17 protein-coding genes and 2 riboswitches are annotated in these 19,241 nt (G+C 64.4%); of the genes, 6 read left to right on the plus strand and 11 right to left on the minus strand.

The features are described 5' to 3' along the window. Positions 1-35 precede the first annotated feature (35 nt). On the minus strand, positions 36-203 hold the full coding sequence (locus tag SIN04_RS00925; protein ID WP_166796074.1) for a hypothetical protein: 168 nt from the start codon (positions 201-203) through the stop codon (positions 36-38). 75 nt (positions 204-278) lie between these two features. Here SIN04_RS00925 and SIN04_RS00930 point away from each other — a divergent pair, with 75 nt between their 5' ends. After that, complete coding sequence (locus tag SIN04_RS00930) at positions 279-1,835, plus strand: ISL3 family transposase (RefSeq protein WP_134493242.1); 1,557 nt, start codon at positions 279-281, stop codon at positions 1,833-1,835. 439 nt (positions 1,836-2,274) lie between these two features. Here the strand turns inward: SIN04_RS00930 and scpB are convergent, their stop codons facing one another. The 4 genes from scpB to SIN04_RS00950 all read right to left on the minus strand — a co-directional run bounded on the left by scpB (position 2,275) and on the right by SIN04_RS00950 (position 4,852). Continuing rightward, entirely contained in the window at positions 2,275-2,967 is a 693-nt protein-coding gene (gene scpB, locus SIN04_RS00935) for an SMC-Scp complex subunit ScpB (RefSeq protein ID WP_134493244.1), read from the minus strand. Positions 2,968-2,969: 2 nt separating this feature from the next. Continuing rightward, positions 2,970-4,025 (minus strand): DUF1403 family protein, encoded by a 1,056-nt coding sequence (locus SIN04_RS00940; RefSeq protein WP_322843388.1) that lies wholly within the window; start codon positions 4,023-4,025, stop codon positions 2,970-2,972. Between the two features lie 239 nt (positions 4,026-4,264). Next, complete coding sequence (locus SIN04_RS00945) at positions 4,265-4,507, minus strand: hypothetical protein (protein WP_166796075.1); 243 nt, start codon at positions 4,505-4,507, stop codon at positions 4,265-4,267. A gap of 45 nt (positions 4,508-4,552) precedes the next feature. Continuing rightward, positions 4,553-4,852, minus strand: coding sequence for a hypothetical protein (locus SIN04_RS00950; protein ID WP_166796076.1), 300 nt, complete (start codon positions 4,850-4,852; stop codon positions 4,553-4,555). Next, positions 4,848-5,073, plus strand: a riboswitch (cobalamin riboswitch). It overlaps the preceding gene by 5 nt. Before the next feature lie 102 nt (positions 5,074-5,175). Between SIN04_RS00950 and SIN04_RS00955 the strand changes: the two genes are divergently transcribed. Both SIN04_RS00955 and SIN04_RS00960 read left to right on the plus strand, forming a co-directional pair. Further along, entirely contained in the window at positions 5,176-8,046 is a 2,871-nt protein-coding gene (locus tag SIN04_RS00955; RefSeq protein ID WP_134493248.1) for a ribonucleoside-diphosphate reductase subunit alpha, read from the plus strand. Between the two features lie 23 nt (positions 8,047-8,069). After that, positions 8,070-9,203, plus strand: coding sequence for a ribonucleotide-diphosphate reductase subunit beta (locus tag SIN04_RS00960; protein ID WP_134493504.1), 1,134 nt, complete (start codon positions 8,070-8,072; stop codon positions 9,201-9,203). 80 nt (positions 9,204-9,283) lie between these two features. On the opposite strand, the gene metE is transcribed toward SIN04_RS00960, so the two are convergent. The 4 genes from metE to SIN04_RS00980 form a co-directional block, all read right to left on the minus strand. After that, positions 9,284-11,638 (minus strand): 5-methyltetrahydropteroyltriglutamate--homocysteine S-methyltransferase, encoded by a 2,355-nt coding sequence (gene metE / locus SIN04_RS00965; RefSeq protein WP_134493250.1) that lies wholly within the window; start codon positions 11,636-11,638, stop codon positions 9,284-9,286. A 105-nt stretch (positions 11,639-11,743) separates the two neighbouring features. Next, positions 11,744-11,957: riboswitch (cobalamin riboswitch) on the minus strand. A 299-nt stretch (positions 11,958-12,256) separates the two neighbouring features. Then, complete coding sequence (locus SIN04_RS00970) at positions 12,257-12,616, minus strand: hypothetical protein (RefSeq protein ID WP_134493252.1); 360 nt, start codon at positions 12,614-12,616, stop codon at positions 12,257-12,259. After that, complete coding sequence (locus SIN04_RS00975) at positions 12,613-13,686, minus strand: RHE_PE00001 family protein (protein WP_244606057.1); 1,074 nt, start codon at positions 13,684-13,686, stop codon at positions 12,613-12,615. Before SIN04_RS00975 ends, SIN04_RS00970 begins: the two co-directional genes overlap by 4 nt. A gap of 62 nt (positions 13,687-13,748) precedes the next feature. Continuing rightward, the gene (locus tag SIN04_RS00980; RefSeq protein ID WP_134493254.1) at positions 13,749-14,324 is read right to left on the minus strand and encodes a Uma2 family endonuclease; all 576 of its coding nucleotides are present in this window, start codon (positions 14,322-14,324) and stop codon (positions 13,749-13,751) included. A gap of 601 nt (positions 14,325-14,925) precedes the next feature. On the opposite strand from SIN04_RS00980, the gene SIN04_RS00985 reads away from it, so the two are divergent. Together SIN04_RS00985 and SIN04_RS00990 are read left to right on the plus strand one after the other, a co-directional pair. Beyond that, entirely contained in the window at positions 14,926-15,204 is a 279-nt protein-coding gene (locus SIN04_RS00985; RefSeq protein WP_134493256.1) for a type II toxin-antitoxin system Phd/YefM family antitoxin, read from the plus strand. Beyond that, positions 15,201-15,623, plus strand: a complete 423-nt coding sequence (locus tag SIN04_RS00990; protein ID WP_134493258.1) for a type II toxin-antitoxin system VapC family toxin — start codon at positions 15,201-15,203, stop codon at positions 15,621-15,623. The genes SIN04_RS00985 and SIN04_RS00990 overlap by 4 nt, the downstream gene beginning before the upstream one ends. Positions 15,624-15,725: 102 nt before the next feature. On the opposite strand, the gene SIN04_RS00995 is transcribed toward SIN04_RS00990, so the two are convergent. Next, positions 15,726-16,310 (minus strand): type II toxin-antitoxin system VapC family toxin, encoded by a 585-nt coding sequence (locus SIN04_RS00995; RefSeq protein ID WP_134493260.1) that lies wholly within the window; start codon positions 16,308-16,310, stop codon positions 15,726-15,728. Beyond that, entirely contained in the window at positions 16,300-16,596 is a 297-nt protein-coding gene (locus tag SIN04_RS01000; protein ID WP_134493262.1) for a hypothetical protein, read from the minus strand. Before SIN04_RS01000 ends, SIN04_RS00995 begins: the two co-directional genes overlap by 11 nt. A gap of 156 nt (positions 16,597-16,752) precedes the next feature. On the opposite strand from SIN04_RS01000, the gene SIN04_RS01005 reads away from it, so the two are divergent. Beyond that, positions 16,753-17,919: a tyrosine-type recombinase/integrase gene (locus tag SIN04_RS01005; protein WP_322843426.1), complete on the plus strand. Its 1,167-nt coding sequence runs from the start codon at positions 16,753-16,755 to the stop codon at positions 17,917-17,919. Positions 17,920-19,241 lie beyond the last annotated feature (1,322 nt).

Raw genomic sequence — 19,241 nt, forward strand, 5'->3', positions numbered from 1 at the left:
GAGCTCCAGGGGCGGCTCCGCGCTTTAAGCGCGGCTCACTCGCCGCTGAGGGCGACGCATCGCTCACCAATGATGGCGATCATCTTGTCCTGCGTTGCGGTTGCCGCCTCAGATGGAATTGCAAACGCCGGCAGGCGCAGCGTTTTGGCGTGCTCGGCGAGCCGCACCGTGAGTTCGCCGATAGCCGCCTTGTGAATAAGCATGGAATAAGGGCTCAGACTCAAATTTGATGCAGTTGGGGCGCCGACTCGCGTTGAATCCAAAAAGGAAACAGCCCGATGTCGCGAACCCTTCATCCCTCTACGATTGTGCCGCCTGGATTTCGGGTTGAAAGCGCCGTCGACGATGGCGCGGTGACGATCATAACCGTGCGCCATACGGGCAAATCCAGTTCTTGTCCTGGTTGCGCGGCGGACGCCGAGCGGGTCGATAGCCGCTATTCGAGACGGCTTGCGGATCTGCCGCTCGGAGGACGACAAGTCCGCCTGATCGTCGTCGCACGGCGTTTCCGATGCGACGCGCCATCCTGTCCGCGCGCAATCTTCACGGAGCGCTTCGGCAAGGACGTCCTGGCGCCTTGGGCGCGGCGAACCGCGCGCCTGGAGAGCATCGTCCATTGCCTCGGACTTGCCCTCGGCGGGCGCCCGGCCGCGAGTTTCGCCCGCCGGCTGATGGTGCCGGTAAGCAACGACACCCTTCTGCGGGTTGTTCGTCGGCGAGGCTGTCCGCCCTTTCCCGCGCCCACCGTCGTCGGCATCGACGATTGGGCGTGGAAGCGCAACCAGCGCTACGGCACGATCATCTGCGATCTCGAACGGCGGCGACCAATACGCCTCCTGCCGGATCGTGAATCCGCGACCGCGCAAGCGTGGCTCGCCGGCCAGCCGCAAATCGCCGTCGTCGCGCGCGATCGCGGCGGCAGCTATTCCCTCGCAGCGTCAAAGGCGCTCCCGTCGGCCCTGCAAGTCGCCGATCGTTGGCATCTCATGGAAAACGCAAGCCACGCCTTTCTGGACGCCGTGCGCAAATCGATGCGCCAGATCCGCGCCGCCATGGGCGCGGCGATCATCAATCCCGAATTGCTGACTGCCGCCGAACGGCTCCAATATGAGGGTTACCTGAGACGCGAGGACATCAACGCCACGATCCTCGCGCGCGCCAGAGGCGGCGCGTCGATCAAGGAGATCGTGCGCGACACGGGCCACAGCCGGGGCCTCGTGCGTCGGGTGCTGAGGGGCCAGCGTTCGGACGTCTTCCGGTCGCGTGAGAGTTCCTTGGAGCCTTATCTCGAATGGCTCGACGCCCAGTGGCAGGCCGGCGCTCGAAACGGTTGCGAACTTTGGCGGCGCTTGAAGTGCCAAGGCTTCCGAGGATGTCTGCGGGTCGTTTCGGAATGGACGGCGCGACGTCGACGCGCGGAAAAAGCCGACGCCGACAGCTTGCGCCGCGTTCCGTCGGCTCGAACCATCGCGCGCCTCATGACGACGGGCCGCGACAATCTCACGAAGTCGGAGACCGTGACCATCGCCGCGATCGAAGGCGGGGTCGCGCCGCTGATCGAAGCGCGAGCCGTCATCAATGCGTTCCATGCGATGATCCGCAAGCGCGCTGGCGAGGAACTCGCCCCGTGGATCGAACGTGCGAAATCAAGTCTGGTCACGTCGTTTGCCAAGGGCGTCGCGAAGGACAAGAGCGCGATAGGCGCCGCCATCGCGTCGCACTGGTCCAACGGCCAAACCGAAGGCCAGATCACCAAGCTCAAACTCGTGAAACGGCAGATGTATGGACGCGCAAAACTCGACCTACTCGAAGCTCGCCTGATCGGAGCAGGATGACGTGCACCAAATATGTGTCAGAGCCCTTATTCCATGCTTATTCACAATTGCGCTCGCCGTCCCCTTCTCGGCCGACCGTCTAACGGCGATGGCGACATCAGCCAAGGGACCCGAGAGCTGCAATCTGTGATCTTCGAATGCCGTGCAGGGTTTTGACAGGAGATCGGTCATGAAGCGCTCATCTAAAAAGGACGGCGCAATTAATACCCGGGTAGAATTTAATCGTCAATAATACCCGGATTAAATCAGGCCTGAACTGCCTCTGGATGCAGTGATCCATCCATGCACGGGCATGCCGACCGTCTCCAAACAAACACCCCATCCGAAAGACGGCTATCGGCGGCTTTCGGCGGTAAGTCGTTCGTCAATAGGGCCGTTTTAGACAATGTGGCGGAGCCGGAGGGATTCAAACGTCTTCCTCGAAATCCTCGAACCCTCGCTATCGGCTTAACGCGGGCGACGCATCGATGTCCTCGCCTTCAAAATCACCCAATTCGTCATTGCGTGAGATTGGAAACGCCCCGGCCAGGAGCTTATCTTTGCCGAGCAGGCCGGCGTCCTCCAGCATCTCGATGTCGGGCAGGTCGCGCAGAGACTCGAAGCCGAACTGCGCCAGAAATTCTTTCGTCGTCACGAAGGCGTAGGGGGCGCCGGGGCGCGGGCTGCGCGGCCCCGCGGCGATGAGGCCCATGGCGCGCAGGCCGCCGATGAGGTCGCGGCTGACCTCCTTGCCGAAAAATTCCGAGAGCTCGCCGCGCGCGATCGGCTGAAAATAGGCGATCGCCATCAGCACAAGAGATTCCGACCGCGACAGCGGCCGAACGCCGGCGCCGCTCCCTGCTGCGGCATGGATCGCGTCCGCGAACCCTTTCTTCGTGCGGTGCTGCCACCCGCCGGCGACCGAGGCCAATTCGTACGGCCGGCCGCGCAGCTCGTCTCGAATGTCCGCGATGAGAAGATCGAGATTGCAGTCGCGGCCGACGACGCGGGCAAGAACCTCCCGCGTCACGGGCTCGGACGCGGCGAAAATCACGGCTTCGACCCGGCCCATCCATTCGCGCCATCTCAGTTCGGGCGGCAGGTCGGCGAGCTCCGCATCGAGCGCAGTTTCGAGTTTGGCGCGCCGGGCCATCGCTAGAGCCCGTAAAGCCGGAAGGTCGGCCGGCCGGTCAGTTCGCGCACGGCGCCGAGCGCGACGAGGCGATCGAACAGCCGACGGCTCGAACGGTCGGTCACGGTCTTTCCGGTCCTGGCGGCTTGCGCGTCCTCGCCAATCAGGATGGCGATCATCAGATCCGCATCCTTGCCGCGCAGTTGCGGCGCAACCGCAAGGAGCCGCTCGGCGCGGCGGGCGAGCTCGGCGTAGCGGTCCGCGGCGACGGCGGCCGCGCGGGAATAGGCGAGCGAGCATGCGGCGAGCCAACCGCCGTCGCCCTGCCGCTGCGTCGCGCGGGAAAGATCGCTTCGCCGCATCTCGCCGGCGATCATCGGGACAGGCGCCGGCCAGTTCAGGCGATGCGCCAGCACGGCGTCGGCGAGCCACAGGGCGAGCGCCTCGGCGTCCGGCCGCAAGCGTAGGGTGACCGCCGCGATCTCGGCGGCGGCGGCGACGGCGCTCCCCTGCCCTTTGGCGAGCCCGGCGGCGATCGCGACGACGTCCTCAAACACATCGTCGCGGCGCAATTCGAGCAGGACCGGCAGCCGAAGCGTCCAGTCGTCGGTTTGCATGGCGCCGGGCTCGCCGAGGCGTCGCCAGGCTTTGAGGATGCGGCCGGCGGGCCCGGGATCGTCGCCGTCGCGGCGCAGATACCAGGCGTCGCGCAGCGCGGCCTCGTCTTCCGTGCGCCCGCCCTGCCGCGCGAGGACCGCGGCGCAGGCGAGCGCCAGGCGCTGGCGCCAGAGGGCGCCGAGCGGGTGTTCGGCGCGGGCGATTGGATGCAGCGCGGCGAGCGCCGCGCCGGCGCGGAAGGCGGCCTCCGCAACGTCTTCTCCCGAGGCGGCCTGCCCCGCCGCGCCGTTTTTGTCTGCAAAACCCCTCTCCTCGGATCGACGCCTCGCGTCGATCCTCCCCTCGCCCGCACCTTGGCGCGGTCTCCCCTCGGAGTTTTGGCTCGCAAAACTCCTCGCCCAGCTGGGGAAAGGGGGGAAGGCCGGCGGGGCGGCGAGGCTGATTCGGGGACGTGGCGCCATGCCGGCAGGCTAACGCATGGCGGCGCTTATGGCGAGTAAAATGGCGCATTTCCGCCGCGCTTGTCTTGCGCTAGAAATGTCCGATAAGATTGCATTATCGCGCGCAAACTCGCCTACAATGGTGTGTAGTGTAGAAACCATCCTGTCGCCAACGCGCGTGATCCCTCCTGTTACGTCCGTCTCGCCCGATTGGAATTTCTTCGGCGTCAGTCCGAACAACGGGCCGCACCCTTCGATCTTTAAATACGTCTCGGTTCGTCGACGGCCGTCTTGAACCTGATCGCCACGACGGGGCCAACGCCCGGATCCGTTATCAGTCGGCTGCAGATCTTGTCATCGCGCGCAATCGCCAACATGGTTTTGTGCAGCTTGTCGTATTCCGATTGTGGAGCAGCTTGCGCCGTGAGCATTGCTCCGATGACAGTTTCCAGCAACGTCTGCCCGGCCGACGGCTCGCTCGCTCGGGCCTCGAAGTTCCGCATCACTACTGCGGTCGATGGCGTGCATATCTATAATCGTGACGGTCATCATATCGCGAAAGGCGCTTTCTCGCTGTTTCCGACCTCGACGTCTAGACCGATGGCGGACACGCCTTCTATCTCGGCGCCGAATTGACCAAGGCCGAGATCGCTTTCGCGCTCGGCATACGCTATGCGCAGGACGATGCGCTCGATTGGGGCGTCGGCGCCGATCGTCCGGACGAAGAGCGCGATCGCCTGCGCGAGGCCGGGCACACGCTGCGACGGAAAGAGAAAAACCTCGATGATCCGTGACGGGCGCTTGATTGCATCATAGATATTGACGCCATTCTCAAAAGTTGCCACCATATCTAGTAGTCACGGTCTCTCGAGTCGCAAGATCGAGGGCTAAGAGGGAATCCGGTGCGCGAGGTCTCTATCCAGGGCCACGCAACGCCGGAGCTGCCCCCGCAACTGTAAGCGGTGAGCCGAAGTCCACCATTTGTCACTGAGATCGATGCGATCTCGGGAAGGCAGGACCGAGGCGACGACCCGCGAGCCAGGAGACCTGCCGCGACGCCGTATCGTCCCTGGGCGGGGTGTCCCGGTGGTTCGCTTGCATCGGGCGCCCGCGCCCGCCGTCCTGCACGCGTCCGCTCGGCCTTTGCCCCCAACGTTTGGGGTTCAAGCCGATGTCTCTCACGATCGAAACCACGCGCGCCACGGGCGCCGCGCATCCAGCTCCGCCGGCGCCGAAACCATCGGCCGAGCCGGGTTATCAGGTCATTCGCCGCAACGGCGTCGTCACGCCATTCGATCCGTCGAAGATCGCAGTTGCGCTTGCCAAGGCGTTTCTCGCCGTCGAGGGGGGCGCCGCCGCCGCGTCGCGCCGCGTGCACGACATCGTCGCTGGGCTGACGAACCAGGTCGTCGCGGGGCTTACCCGTCGCGTGGACGCGGGGCGCACCTTCCATATCGAGGATGTGCAGGACCAGGTCGAGCTTGCCCTGATGCGCGGCGAGCATCACAAGGTCGCCCGCGCTTATGTGCTCTATCGCGAGGAGCGCGCCCGCGAACGCGCCAAGGCGAGCGCCGGCGAGCCGGCGGCGGCGTCAGCTTTCCGGATGAAGGCTGCGGACGGATCCCTCGCCACGATCGACGCCGCACGCCTCGCCGGCGTCATCGAGGAGGCTTGCGCCGAACTTGAAGGCGTTTCGGCCGATGCGATACTCGCGGAGGCCCAACGCAACCTCTATGACGGCGTCAGCCGGGAGGAGCTGGCGCTGGCGCCGATCCTCGCCGCCCGCACGCTCATCGAAACCGAGCCGAACTACGCCAAGGTCAGCGCGCGGCTGTTGCTCGACAAATTGCGGCGCGAGGCCCTGACCTTCGTCGCGGGCCAGCCGGTAGAGGCGACGCAAGCCGAGATGGCGGCGCGATACGCCGATTATTTTCACGCCTACGTCCGGGTCGGCGTCGCGGCGGAACGGCTCGACCCCGAACTTGCCCGCTTCGATCTCGCGCGCCTCGCCGGCGCCTTGCGGCCGGAGCGCGATCTTCAATTCGACTATCTCGGCCTGCAAACGCTCTACGATCGCTATTTCCTGCATGTGCGCGGTGCGCGTTTCGAACTGCCCCAGGCTTTCTTCATGCGCGTCGCGATGGGTCTCGCCCTGCGCGAAATCGATCGCGAGGCGAGGGCCATAGAGTTCTACGATCTGCTGTCGTCATTCGATTTCATGACGTCGACGCCCACGCTGTTCAACGCCGGCGCGCCGCGGCCGCAGCTCTCCTCCTGCTTTCTGACGAGCGTGCCCGACGATCTCGACGGCATCTTCAAATCGATCAAGGACAATGCGCTGCTGGCCAAATATTCCGGCGGACTCGGCAATGACTGGACACGCGTGCGCGGCCTTGGCGCGCATATCAAGGGCACCAACGGCGAGAGCCAGGGCGTCGTCCCTTTCCTCAAGGTGGCCAATGATGCGGCGATCGCCGTCAATCAGGGCGGCAAGCGCAAGGGCGCCGTCTGCGCCTATCTCGAAACCTGGCATATCGACATTGAGGAATTTCTCGACCTTCGCAAAAACACCGGCGACGACCGTCGCCGCACCCACGACATGAATACGGCGAACTGGGTACCGGATCTGTTCATGCAGCGCGTGGAGGCCGACGCAAACTGGACGCTCTTCTCGCCAGACGAGACGCCCGATCTCCATGATCTCTATGGCCCCGCTTTCAAGGCGGCTTATGAATCCTATGAGGCGAAGGCCTCCCGTGGCGAGATCAGCATCTTCAAGCAAATTCGCGCCGCTGATCTCTGGCGGCGCATTCTGACCATGCTGTTCGAAACCGGCCATCCCTGGATTGTGTTCAAGGACCCTTGCAACATCCGTTCACCGCAAGGTCATGCAGGCATCGTGCACTCCTCCAATCTCTGCACCGAGATCACGCTGAATACTTCCGACGACGAAGTAGCTGTCTGTAATCTCGGCTCGGTCAATCTCGCGGCGCATGTGTCGGCGGCGGGGCTGGACCACGAGCGTCTGGCGCGCACGATCAGGATCGCGATGCGAATGCTCGACAATGTGATCGATGTCAATTTCTACACGATTCCCGAGGCGCGCCGCTCCAACCTCCACCATCGTCCCGTTGGGCTCGGCCTGATGGGATTCCAGGACGCCTTGCAAATCCTGCGGCTTCCCTACGCCTCGGATGAGGCCATTCGCTTCGCCGACGAGAGCATGGAGGCGATCAGCTTCCACGCCGTTTCGGCGTCGGTCGGCCTCGCCGCCGAGCGCGGGCGCTACCCAAGTTTTGAGGGCTCGCTCTGGTCGAAAGGCATATTGCCGATCGACAGCATTGAGTTGCTGGCCGCCGCGCGGGGCGAATTGGACCTTGATCGTTCCGCTGCTCTCGATTGGGCGGCGCTGCGCGAGCGCGTAAAATCCGTCGGCATGCGCAATTCGAACACGATGGCGATCGCGCCGACCGCGACCATCTCGAATATCTGTGGCGTCGCCCAGTCGATCGAGCCCGCTTATCAGAACCTTTACGTCAAATCGAACATGTCGGGCGACTTCACGGTCGTGAACGCCGCTCTCGTGCATGACCTGAAGGCGAGGGGGCTGTGGGACGAGGTGATGGTCTCGGACCTTAAGTATTTCGACGGGAGCCTCGGCGAAATCGACCGCGCGCCGGACGATCTCAAAGCCCTTTATGCAACGGCTTTCGAGATCGATTCGTCCTGGCTCATCGAGGCTGCCGCGCGACGCCAGAAATGGATCGACCAGGCGCAATCGCTCAATCTCTACATCGCGAACCCCTCTGGCAAAAAGCTCGATGCGCTCTATCGGCTCGCCTGGAGGCGCGGGCTGAAGACGACCTATTATCTGCGCTCGCGCTCCGCCACCCATGTCGAAAAATCGACGCTGAAGGGCACGGACGGCAAGCTTAACGCGGTGTCGGCGATCGCGCCCGTCGCCGCCGCGCCCGATCAGATCATTCTGTCCGCGCCCGCCTCATGCGCGATCGACGATCCCTCCTGCGAGGCCTGCCAATGATCAGCGAATCCGGAGATTCCACCATGCTCGACTGGTCGGAAGCAAGGGTCGATCCCGCCCGCGCCATTCACCCAAGCTTTTCCGCCAATCCGGCGGCCGCGGCTGATGCTACGGGCCTCGGCGCAATCGAACGCGGCGGCGCGCGCGTTTCGGTCGACGACAAGGCGATGATCAATTGCCGCGCCGACGTAAACCAGCTTCTGCCGCTCAAATATCGCTGGGCCTGGGAAAAATATCTCGCGGCCTGCAACAATCATTGGATGCCGACCGAAGTTTCGATGCAGGCGGACATCGCGCTATGGAAATCGAGGGATGGGCTGACCGAGGACGAGCGGCGCGCGATCAAACGCAACCTCGGATTCTTCGCCGCTTCCGAGAGCCTCGTCGCCAACAACATCGTGCTGGCGATCTATCGCCATCTCACCAATCCGGAATGCCGCCAGTATCTGCTGCGCCAGGCTTTCGAGGAGGCGGTTCATACGCACACATTCCAATATATCGTGGAGAGCCTCGGACTCGACGAAGGCGAACTCTTCAACATGTATCGCGAGCAGCCCTCGATCACCGACAAGGCGGCCTGGGCGATAAATCACACCCGCCGCCTCATGGATCCGTCCTTCTCCACGGGAACGCGGGAGGCCGACCAGGCGCTTCTGCGCGATCTGATAGCTTTCTACGTCGTCTTCGAGGGGATGTGGTTCTATACGGGCTTTGCGCAGATCCTGTCGCTTGGCCGGCGCAACAAGATGGTTGGCGTCGCGGAGCAGTACCAATATATTCTGCGCGACGAGAGCATCCATCTCAACTTCGGCATCGACGTCATCAACCAGATCAAGGCGGAGAACCCGCATCTCTGGACAAGGCCGTTTCAGGATGAAGCGCGCGGCATGTTGCGGGATGCGGCGGAACTCGAAGCCGCCTACGGCCGCGATACGATGCCGCGCGGCTTCCTCGGCCTCAACGCGACTTTATGCGAGCAATATATGCGCTTCATCGCCAATCGTCGCTGCGCCCAACTCGGCCTTGCGCCTGTTTTCGCCGAGACGGACAATCCGTTTCCGTGGATGTCCGAGGTTATGGATCTCAAGAAGGAGAAGAACTTCTTCGAGACGCGCGTCATCGAATATCAAAACGGCGGCGCCCTCTCATGGGAATGAGCGGCGCCAATCCCGGCGGCGGACGTCCTCCGCCGGGATCTCGTGCACGATTTCTTAGCCGCGATCCTGCCTGGGACCGTTCATTCCGCTGCCTTCGCGAGCGCCGCGCGCACGTCCTTCGCGGCTGCGACCATGTTGACGAGCGCGGGACGCACCTCTTCCCATTTGCGGGTTTTGAGGCCACAGTCAGGATTGACCCAGATCTGGTCAGGCGTCAGGCTCTTCGTCGCCTTGACGAGGAGTTCGGTCATCTCGCCGACAGGCGGCACGCGCGGCGAATGAATATCGTAGACGCCCGGGCCGATTTCGTTCGGATAGCGATAGGCGACAAAGGCGTCGAGCAACTCCATTTTCGAGCGCGAGGTTTCGATTGAGATCACGTCGGCGTCCATGGCGCCGATGGACTGGATGATGTCGTTAAACTCCGAATAGCACATATGCGTGTGGATCTGCGTGTCGTCTCTTACGCCCGAAGCGGCGAGCCGGAAGCATTCCACCGCCCAGGCGAGATAGGCCGGCCAGTCGGCGCGCCGCAGAGGCAAGCCTTCGCGAATCGCCGGCTCGTCGATCTGGATGATCCGGATGCCCGCGGCCTCGAGATCGGTTACTTCGTCCCGCAGCGCCAGCGCGATCTGGCGGCAGACCTCAGACCTTGGAAGATCATCGCGGACGAAGGACCATTGCATCATCGTCACCGGGCCGGTGAGCATTCCCTTCATCGGCCGCTTCGTCAGCGATTGCGCGTAGGTCGACCACGCGACGGTCATTTGTTTCGGGCGCGACACGTCGCCGAAGATGATCGGAGGACGGACATAGCGGGAGCCGTAACTTTGCACCCAGCCGTGTTGGGTAAACACGTAGCCTGAGAGCTGTTCTCCGAAATACTGCACCATATCGTTGCGCTCGAACTCGCCATGCACGAGCACGTCCAGGCCGATTTCCTCCTGCCAGCGCACCGCTTCTTTCGTCTCCGCGCGCAGGAATGCGTCGTAGTCCGCATCCGTGAGCGCTCCCTTGGCGTGAGCGGCGCGCGCCTTGCGCACTTCCGGCGTCTGCGGGAAGGAGCCGATCGTCGTTGTTGGGAAATCCGGCAGATCGAGCGCGCGCCGCTGCCATTCGCGGCGAATCTCAAACGGGCTCGCCCGCTCAGCCATCTGACGCGCGATTGCAGCGATGCGGGCCGCGACCGCCGGATCATGCACTTTCTTTGACGCCGCACGGGCGGCGAAGGCTCTGGCCGAATCGGCGATCGTCGCGGCGATAGCATCTCCACCGCCGGCGAGCGCCCTGCCGAGCGTCGCAAGCTCGCCCATTTTCTGCACGGAGAAGGCGAGCCAGTTCTTCAGGTCGGGGTCGAGGTCCGTCTCGAGATCAAGGTCGATCGGAACGTGCAACAGCGAACAGGATGACGCAATCTCGATATGATCCGGCCCTCGCTTGGCGACGACTGGCGCGAGGCGATCGAGGATCGAGGGAATGTTCGCCCGCCAGATGTTGCGGCCGTCGATCACGCCCAGGGACAGAACAAGGCCGCGCGGCGCCCGCGCGAGAACAGCGTCGAGCTGCTCCGGCGCACGCACGAGGTCGAGATGGAGGCCGGCGACCGGGAGAGCGAGCGCATCGGCGAGATTATCGCCGAGGCCGCCGAAATATGAGGTCAGCATGAGCTTCAGCGCGGGCGATGCGTGGGCGAACATGCCGTAAGCCGCGCGCAACGCCTGCCGCGTCGCGTCGTCGAGATCGAGAACGAGACAGGGCTCGTCGATCTGAACCCATTCGGCGCCATTGGCCTTGAGGCGGCGCAGGACATCGACATAGACCGGCAGCAGGTTGGCGAGCAAAGACAGCGGATCGAGAGCCGGATCCTTGCTCTTGCCAAGCTTGAGAAAAGTCACCGGCCCCAGGAGGACGGGGCGGGTTTGATAGCCAAGCGCCTTCGCCTCGACATATTCATCGACCGGTTTCGTCGAGGCGAGCGTGAAGACCTGCCCCTTCGTAAATTCAGGCGTCAGATAATGATAGTTGGTGTCAAACCACTTGGTCATTTCGAGCGCTGGAACGCCATGCGAATGGGCGCCGCAGCCGCTGGCGCAGGCCGCGCCTTGGGTCTCGCCTTCGGATCCTCGCGCAAGGGCGAAGTAGGTTGCAAGCGAGACCTTGCCGCCGTTCCAGCCGTAAGCGTCCGGTATGGCGCCCACCATGACGCTCGTGTCCAGCACGTGATCGTATAGAGAGAAATCATTCGACGGAATGTTCGTTACGCCGAGCGCGCGCTGACGCGCCCAGTTGGCGGCGCGAAGACCTGCCGCGGCCTCAAGCAGCGCAGCCTCGCCGGATTTGCCGGACCAGAAGCTTTCCAACGCGAATTTGAGTTCGCGGCGCGGACCGATTCGCGGCGTTCCGAGCGTACTGACGGGAAGAGAAGGAATAGACATCGGCTTACCCCAAAATGTTTGGGGGCAAAGGCCAAAGCGGACGCTGAGCAGCCGCCAGCGAAATGCCGGCGGATCGCACGCGAACCACCGGGACACCCCGCCCAGGGACGATATGGCGCCGCGGCAGGTCTCCTGGCTCACGGGTCGTCGCCTCCGTCCGGCCTTCCCGAAGCCGATCGGCCTCAGTGACGCATGGTGGACTTCGGCTCGCCGCTTACAGTTGCGGGGGCAGCTCCGGCATTGCCTTGCGGCGCACCGGATTCCCTCTTAGCTCTGACGCCCCCGGGGGGCTCAGAGAACCGTGGCGAAATCAACTTACCGGCACGGCTCGATCCAAGTCAAGGCAAATATAAGGATATCCTTATGTGATTATGTCTACGACGCCATCGCCGCTGTGGGCGTTCGGCTCAGCGTTGCCTCGGTTTGGAGATAGTGCGAGATGTCGGTCGCCAAGCGCCGCTGCCGACTGGGCCCATCAAAAGGATGTTTCGGCCCCGGCCGCAACAGTCAAAACGCGGCCTAACCGGGTTACGCGTCGGCGGCGCCCGTCTCGACGGCGGCCCTGACCTCGAAGCGGCGTCCGGCGACTTGCCCGGCTTCATAGGCGTCGACCAAAATCTACTTTCTGCGCGCCCGGCTTCTGGCCTCGAACGACAATTCGAGTTTCGCCATTTCGTCGTCGATGACGGATGTCTTCAACGGCGCGAGATCGCGTCCGGACGATATTTTATTGGCCGCGTCGCGCTCGGCTTTCATGCTTTTCAGCTTGCCTGCGATCCCGTGCGAAAGCCCGATCTGAAACGAGTTGACCGCCTTGCGGCGCTCGTCCGGGTCAAGGCCGCCGGCGAAACTCCCGAGGTAAAATGCATGATGCAGCGACCTCGCTTCGATGAACCGCAACGCGGTCTTGACGCGCCGATCGGCGTCGACGCCCGGCGCGAATCGACAAGGAAGCGGACAGCCGCCAAAGATCGTCACAAGATGCCCCAGGCCCGGTAGCGGCCGCGGCCGGTCATTTCGCGCAGGCCGAGTTCGGCGACCATGTCCTGCGCCGCCCGCGGGGTGACGCCGAGCGCGGCGGCGATCATGCCGGCCGAGGCGATCGGCCGCGCCAGCATGAACTCCACGAGGGTGGGCAGTCGGGATGAGCAGCGGCGGCCCTTCAGCTTGCCCTCGAGGCGCCGCCGCGCCAGCAGCCAGCGGTCGTGGTCGGCCATCCCGGCCTCCGCGCCGGCCGCGATCGCCTCCAAAAAGGCGGTGAGCCGGACTGTGCGGTCCCTGGACCGGCGCCGCTCACGCGGAACGAGCTTCAGCGCCGAATTCACGCAGCAAAGATGCGCCCGGGTTTTCTGGCGCGCCCGCAGCGTCGCCGCGACGAGCAGAGCGCCGAGCCAGGCCTGGCGCTCGAGCGGCGGGTTGGTCTCCCAGGCGTCCCACAGCAGGGCTGCGGCCAGAAGCGGCGGTTCGGCCGGCGCCGCGGCGCCGGCGCGCCGCCAGGCCTCCAGCTTCTCGTCACCCTCCCAATCGGGATCATAGATGAGCGGGTCGCGCGGGCCCCTCGCCCGGGCGGCGTCGCCAGCGAGGAGTTTGTCGCTGCGGTTGAGCGCGCGCTCGAGCGCGGCGAGTTCGCCGGCGAGCGGATCGGCGCCGCCGGGCAATTCCAGCGCCGCCGCGTCGGCGCCATCCAGCCCCTCCCCTACCCGGGTCGCTTCTTCCGTCCTGCTTTCGCTATCGCCGCGCAAAATTTTGAGGCCGTCCGGGCTCAAAGCCCAGTCCGGCGCGGCCCCGGCGATCTGGCGGCGCGTCCGCAGCACCGCCTGGGCGCGGGTCACCTCGTGGGTCGGCGACCTTATGTCCATGCGGGCGTCGTGCAGCACGAGGTCCTCGAGCATGACGAGCTCGCCGGCGAGCCAGAGGCTGGCGCAGGCGTCCCCAAAATGCGACCGGCTAACGAACCCCTCTCGAATCTGGCTCGCGCGGACGCGCTCGTCGAGGCGGGCCAGCGCATCCTCGGCGGCGGCGAGCGGCGCCTTCAGCGCATCCAGCAAGCGCCCCTCGCCAAGTCCGCGCCAACACTCGGCCGACGCATCGGCCGCGGCATTGGCGCGCCTCACGCGAGCAGCGCGGCGACGTCGATTTCTATTCCCTTGACGAGAGCCGGCGCGAGCATGCCGCTGGTCCGGCGCTCCTGCGAAACATAGGCGCCGTCCTTGGGCTGGCGGCAGACTTCGACGGCCGCTCCCGCGATGTCGACGATCCAGACCTCGGGGACGCCGAATTTCGCGTAAAGCGCCAGCTTGCGCCCGCGATCATGGCCGAGTGAGGTTTCTGAGACTTCGATCAAGAGCAGAACGTCAGCCGCGCCGGGATGATTCGCCTGATAATCATCGGCGCGCGGCCGCAGCACCAGGAGATCGGGTTCTGGCTCGTTATAGGAATCGAGGCGAAGCGGGTTTTGAACGCTGATAATGGCGAGGTCCCCGACCGCGCGGATGAACTGCCGGGTAAGACGCGTCGTGATTGCGGCATGCGGACTGCCAATCGCATTCAAATCGATAATCTCCCCGTCGATGAGTTCGACGCGATGGGGGTTTGGTAAAATGCCGGCCTCGGCCAATTTGTAATAGGCATCGACATCAAAGCGATGCTTCGTCGGAATTTGCGGACGATCAAAAATCGCGCCCATGGGGGGATCCTTTCTGATCAGGAGAGTCTAAGACGAGCCTTCGAAATCGGCAAGAGAGGGCGCCGGTTCCGGCTCCTCCTTCATGGGGACAGATCGCGGGATCGCGATTTTCCGTTGATGCGCCTCATTTGGTCCCTTGGGCCACTTGATCGGAAGGCTAAGGGTCCGTTGCCCGCTTCGGCTGGACTCTTAAACGTCAAGCCGGCCCCAGCGTCCCTTGATAATTTAAAGCATATTGATAAATAAAGTAAAAATAGTTAAAAGGAAGCGAATGAAGACATCGCTTCCGTCACCCGGGAAGCCGTTTCCGGAGTTTATCACCATCGATAAGTATAGCTTATCGATGGCGACGGCGTTTGGCGCGATTCGGCCGGGTTTTGGCGGAATTTGGCCTGCCGCGGGCGCGATTTTAGGCGCCTCGGGCGGAATTTCGGGACCATGCGGCCGAACCCGGGCCACATCCGGGCCACATCCGGGCCACATCCGGGCCACATCCGGGCCGCGCCCGCCTCCGCTCCGGATTCCGTCCCGGTCGCCCCTTGCGGATGAGCCGCGGCGCGCATATGGTTATTATAGTCATGATAGTCACATGAGGTCCGCCATGCCCGCTCCCGACAAAACCGCTGCCCCGGCCGCCGGCGCCTGGACGCTCGCCAGCGCCAAGGCGCGCCTCTCCGAAGTGGTCGAGCGCGCCCAGGCCTCGCCTCAGCTCATCACCCGCAACGGCAAGCCGGCCGCCGTGATCGTCTCGGCCGAGGAATGGGCGAAGAAGACCCTCCGAAAAGGCACGCTCGCCGAGTTCCTGCTCGCCTCTCCGCTTCGCGGCGCCGGGCTCGACCTCGAGCGCCAGCGCGACGCGCCGCGCGACATCGCCCTATGAATTTCCTTCTCGACACGAATGTGCTGTCGGAGGCGCAGCGGCCAACGCCAAGCGCCAGAGCCCTCGCCTGGCTCGACGCCATCGACGAGGACCGCGTCTTCCTGAGCGTCGCCTCGATCGCCGAGCTCCGGCGCGGCGTCGCCTTGCTTGATGAGGGCCGCCGCCGCTCGGCGCTCGCCGCCTGGCTCGCCAATGATCTTCCGGCGCGGTTTGGCGGCCGGATTCTCCCAATCGATCAGGCGGTTGCGGAGCGCTGGGGCGACCTGATGGCCGAGAGCCGGAAAACCGGGACCGCGCTCTCCGCCATGGACGGTTTTTTCGCGGCGACGGCGCTCGCCAGGGAGCTCACGCTCGTCACCCGCAACGTCAAGGATTTTGCGCCTTTCGGCGTGGCTTTGCTCAACCCCTGGGAGGATTGAGGGAAAACCGGCCCGACCGCCGGACGCCGCCTCGATCGGGGACCTTCTTGTAGGCCGCCTCTCGCCGGGAGCCAGGGGGCCGCGGACGCCCGGCCCGAATCGTCAGGGGCCGAGTCCGGGACGCCGGTAGAAGATGACGCGCCCGTTCGGCGCGAGCTGGCTCAGAAAGTCGAAATCGCGGACGTTGGCGGTGAGCACGCTGGCGCCGAGCAGCCGCGCCTGCAGAAAGATCAGCGCATCATTGAGGAGCTTTCGCTCGTGCCCCGCCCCGCGCGGCAGACCGCTCAGGCGAAACAGCGCGCCGGCGAGCAGGCCGGCCTCGCCCCAGGCGGCGCTCTCCGGCGCGTGGAGGCGCCGCCCGGGAATGTCGGCGAAGACGTCGCCGATCGTTTTCAGGACCGTTTTGGTGGAGGAATGGGCGGGATCCAGCCGCCCGAAGGCATGCGTCAGTTCGGCGAGGCAGACGGCCGAATGATAGCAGACCCGATAGGACAGCAGCGCGTCCGCCGCCTCGGGCGTGCGGCCCTGCAGCACGTCGAGATAGACGCACGTATCGAGCAGCAGCGCGCCGCCGATCAAGGGCGCGTCCTCGGCCCAGAACAGATCGCCGTCCGGTCGGCGCCGCAGCGGCTCGGTTCGCTTTTGCGGTTTCAGCGTGCGCAGAGACCCGGCAAGATCAAAGCTCAAGATCGAGGTCCGGCGGGACGCTTCCCTTGCGCCGTACCAGCCGCGCGCCAAAGTCGTCTTCGAGCGCCAGACGCGCCAGGGCGAGCTCCAGGAGTTCGGTGTCCGAGGCGACATGCGCGCGCTGCTTGGCGGCTTCGATCAGGCTCGCCGGCACGCGGCCCGACAGGCGGGCGCTTTTGGCCGAGCCCAGCAGGCCGACGGCCCGCGCCTGATCGAGCACGAGCCGATTGCGCGCCCGCGCGATCTCCTCCTCCGTGGTAGGCGCCGGGGGCGCATGCGCCGTCATGGCCATCTCCTTCTGTTAAACAAATACTATGAAATGTTCAACAAGAGCGCAAGCCCGTGGGGGAAAAGACCATTTCGCGGGCCGGATGCGCCGATTCACGCGGCGGCCCGAAGCGGCTATGCTGACGCGACGTTTGAGTCGGCCCAAGGACGACAAATGACCGCCCCCTCCCCTGCCCGTTCGCGCAATCCCGTCACGCGCCGCGCGCTAGAGCTCGATGCCCTCGCGGCGATCCTGCCGATGGACCGGCGCGACCGGCTCGCCGAGATCCTGACCGACGACGACGTCGCCACCTTAAAACATCTGGCCAGGGAAGGCATGGGCGAGAACAGCCTGCGCGCGCTCGCCTCCGATCTCGCCTATCTCGAGGCCTGGGCTTTGGCGTCGACCGGTAGCCCCCTGCCCTGGCCGGCGCCCGAAGCGCTGGCGCTGAAATTCGTCGCGCATCATCTTTGGGATCCTGCCCGGCGTGAGAGCGAGCCAGCTCATGGCATGCCGTCCGAGGTGGCGGACTCCTTGCGGGCGCGCGATCTCTTACGGGTCGAAGGACCGCATGCGCCGGCGACGGTGCGTCGGCGCCTCGCCAGCTGGTCGACCCTGCATCACTGGAAGGGAGCGTTGGGCCCGTTCAAATCGCCTGCGCTGCGTTCGGCGCTCCGGCTTTCGGTGCGCGCGACGGCGCGGCCGCGCATGCGCAAAAGCCAGCGCGCGGTGACGCGCGACGTGCTCGAGGCCTTGCTCGCCACCTGCGGCTCCGACCGGCTGGCGGATACGCGCGACGCCGCGCTGCTTCTGGTCGCCTTCGCCTCCGGCGGGCGGCGGCGCAGCGAAGTGGCGGCCCTGCGCGTCGAGCAGCTCGTCGAGGAACAAGCGGTCCTCGAAGACCCGAGCGAGCCAAATTCGCCGGCGCTGCCGTGTCTTTCGATCCGCCTTGGCCGCACCAAGACGGCCGAGGCCGACGCCGACGCCCGTGTGCTTCTGGTTGGTCGTCCGGTAGAGGCGCTGCGGGAATGGCTTCTGCGCGCCGACATCGAGAAAGGCGCGATCTTTCGGGCGATCGACCAATGGGGCGGGCTCGACGACAGGGCGCTGACGCCGCAGGCGGTGAATGCGATCCTGAAACGGCGCGTCGCGGCGGCGGGTCTCGATCCGAAGCTTTACTCGGCGCATGGGCTGCGTTCGGGCTATCTGACCGAGGCGGCCAGGGCAGGGGTGTCGCTGCCGGAGGCCATGCAGCAATCGCAGCACCGCTCGGTGCAGCAGGCAGCGAGCTATTACAATGACGCCGAGCGGCGGCTCGGGAAGGCCGCGCGGCTGGTTTAGGGCCAGCTGTCTTGACCTCCAGCAAGGCCCTATTGCTGGATCTGAAACCTTGTCAGCTGACAGGGTTCTCCGCTAATTCTCGGCACTCTCAGGTAAGTGGCCTCCATTCCGACGTATCCGACGAATGCCTTTGGACTTTCCAATTCGCCAGCAACGCCGCGCCCGAACACTCCATCTGTCCGCGGTCAGGAGGTTAACGGCGCGCCCGCGCGCCTGCTTTCATCGATTAGTCTTGGTGGCCAGCAGGCATCCGCGCCGCGGCTCTGGCCGGGAATGGAAGGGAGGGGTGACCTGCCACACGCGGTAGACGCGCCCAAACCTTGTCAACTGACAAGCTTTTCGCCTCACGCGGAGGCATGGCTTCCTGAGAAGCGTCTGACGCGCTTGCATGTGGAGGTGATTGCTTGGCTCAACTTATTTGCCATGAGCGACATTTTCTGCGGTTCTGGTTCTGCTACCTATCTGCCACAAATGTCTCTCGGCATTTGGGTTTAGGCTAGACGACGAGCCTGCTTTCGAACCTCATGCTCGATCGTCCGAACTTATGATGCACGGGCATTCCGGTTCGTCGCGGCTAACAATTATCGCCACCAAAATATGATCGCGGCGCTCCGGTAGCAGCTTCTGACACAGATCCAATCGCAGTTTCTTTGGGGGCTGCCGTTGGCGTGCAGCCTGGTCTGCTGAACAATCGGAGCAATCAGGCTCGGGCGGCACGAAGATCTACTCCAGCGCTATCCGACGCAGCAAGCGGCCTTCGGAACACCCAGCCAAGATCGAGGCGTAATTGAAGGGCGGTAGGATCGATCCGATGGCCAAAGTCGCTGCGGCGCATACGTCAGATATTGCCGGCGGGATATCCGTGCCGGATGAACTGACGCGGTGCGAGGGTTGTTTGCACAAACTCGCAGATGCGCTCGAAGCTCGATGCAGGTGAGCATCATGCCTCGCGGGCGGAGGTACCTTCGAGCAGTGCCACGAAGCACAGGCCACCATGGCGGCGGCAAGCGTCCTTTTGGTTGCTGTGGATGTGGTTCAGTCCCGAACGACAAGGAGTAACTCCATCTGACGCCCCGGGCATGGCCGACGCCTTGTATGGAAACGAATCGGACGAGGCCGATCCCAAAACTCGACCGAGCGCCCGCGGCGTCCTCGATCCAGCAACCCTTCCTTTGCGACCTAGTGCGAAGAGATGCGCGATTCTGCCTGTTAATACTCTGTTAGTACAATTTTGCTGGACGAAATTAGAGAATCATGGCCTATCTTGACGACCATCAGGCAATAAAGTGACTTCTGGGCGTCAGGTCGGGCTGCACTCGTCA

Origin of the sequence: Methylocella tundrae, from assembly GCF_038024855.1 — a bacterium.
GTDB classification, from domain to species: Bacteria; Pseudomonadota; Alphaproteobacteria; order Rhizobiales; family Beijerinckiaceae; genus Methylocapsa; species Methylocapsa tundrae.

Excerpts from the sequence above, each read along its gene's own strand:
- SIN04_RS00925 (WP_166796074.1), bottom strand. The coding sequence starts at position 203 with ATGCTTATTCACAAGGCGGCTATCGGCGAACTCACGGTGCGGCTCGCC.
- SIN04_RS00985 (WP_134493256.1), top strand. The coding sequence starts at position 14,926 with ATGCCCGCTCCCGACAAAACCGCTGCCCCGGCCGCCGGCGCCTGGACG.
- scpB (WP_134493244.1), bottom strand. The coding sequence starts at position 2,967 with ATGGCCCGGCGCGCCAAACTCGAAACTGCGCTCGATGCGGAGCTCGCC.
- SIN04_RS00990 (WP_134493258.1), top strand. The coding sequence starts at position 15,201 with ATGAATTTCCTTCTCGACACGAATGTGCTGTCGGAGGCGCAGCGGCCA.
- SIN04_RS00980 (WP_134493254.1), bottom strand. The coding sequence starts at position 14,324 with ATGGGCGCGATTTTTGATCGTCCGCAAATTCCGACGAAGCATCGCTTT.
- metE (WP_134493250.1), bottom strand. The coding sequence starts at position 11,638 with ATGTCTATTCCTTCTCTTCCCGTCAGTACGCTCGGAACGCCGCGAATC.
- SIN04_RS00955 (WP_134493248.1), top strand. The coding sequence starts at position 5,176 with ATGTCTCTCACGATCGAAACCACGCGCGCCACGGGCGCCGCGCATCCA.
- SIN04_RS00930 (WP_134493242.1), top strand. The coding sequence starts at position 279 with ATGTCGCGAACCCTTCATCCCTCTACGATTGTGCCGCCTGGATTTCGG.
- SIN04_RS00950 (WP_166796076.1), bottom strand. The coding sequence starts at position 4,852 with ATGGTGGCAACTTTTGAGAATGGCGTCAATATCTATGATGCAATCAAG.
- SIN04_RS00945 (WP_166796075.1), bottom strand. The coding sequence starts at position 4,507 with ATGCGGAACTTCGAGGCCCGAGCGAGCGAGCCGTCGGCCGGGCAGACG.
- SIN04_RS01005 (WP_322843426.1), top strand. The coding sequence starts at position 16,753 with ATGACCGCCCCCTCCCCTGCCCGTTCGCGCAATCCCGTCACGCGCCGC.
- SIN04_RS00960 (WP_134493504.1), top strand. The coding sequence starts at position 8,070 with ATGCTCGACTGGTCGGAAGCAAGGGTCGATCCCGCCCGCGCCATTCAC.
- SIN04_RS01000 (WP_134493262.1), bottom strand. The coding sequence starts at position 16,596 with ATGACGGCGCATGCGCCCCCGGCGCCTACCACGGAGGAGGAGATCGCG.
- SIN04_RS00940 (WP_322843388.1), bottom strand. The coding sequence starts at position 4,025 with ATGGCGCCACGTCCCCGAATCAGCCTCGCCGCCCCGCCGGCCTTCCCC.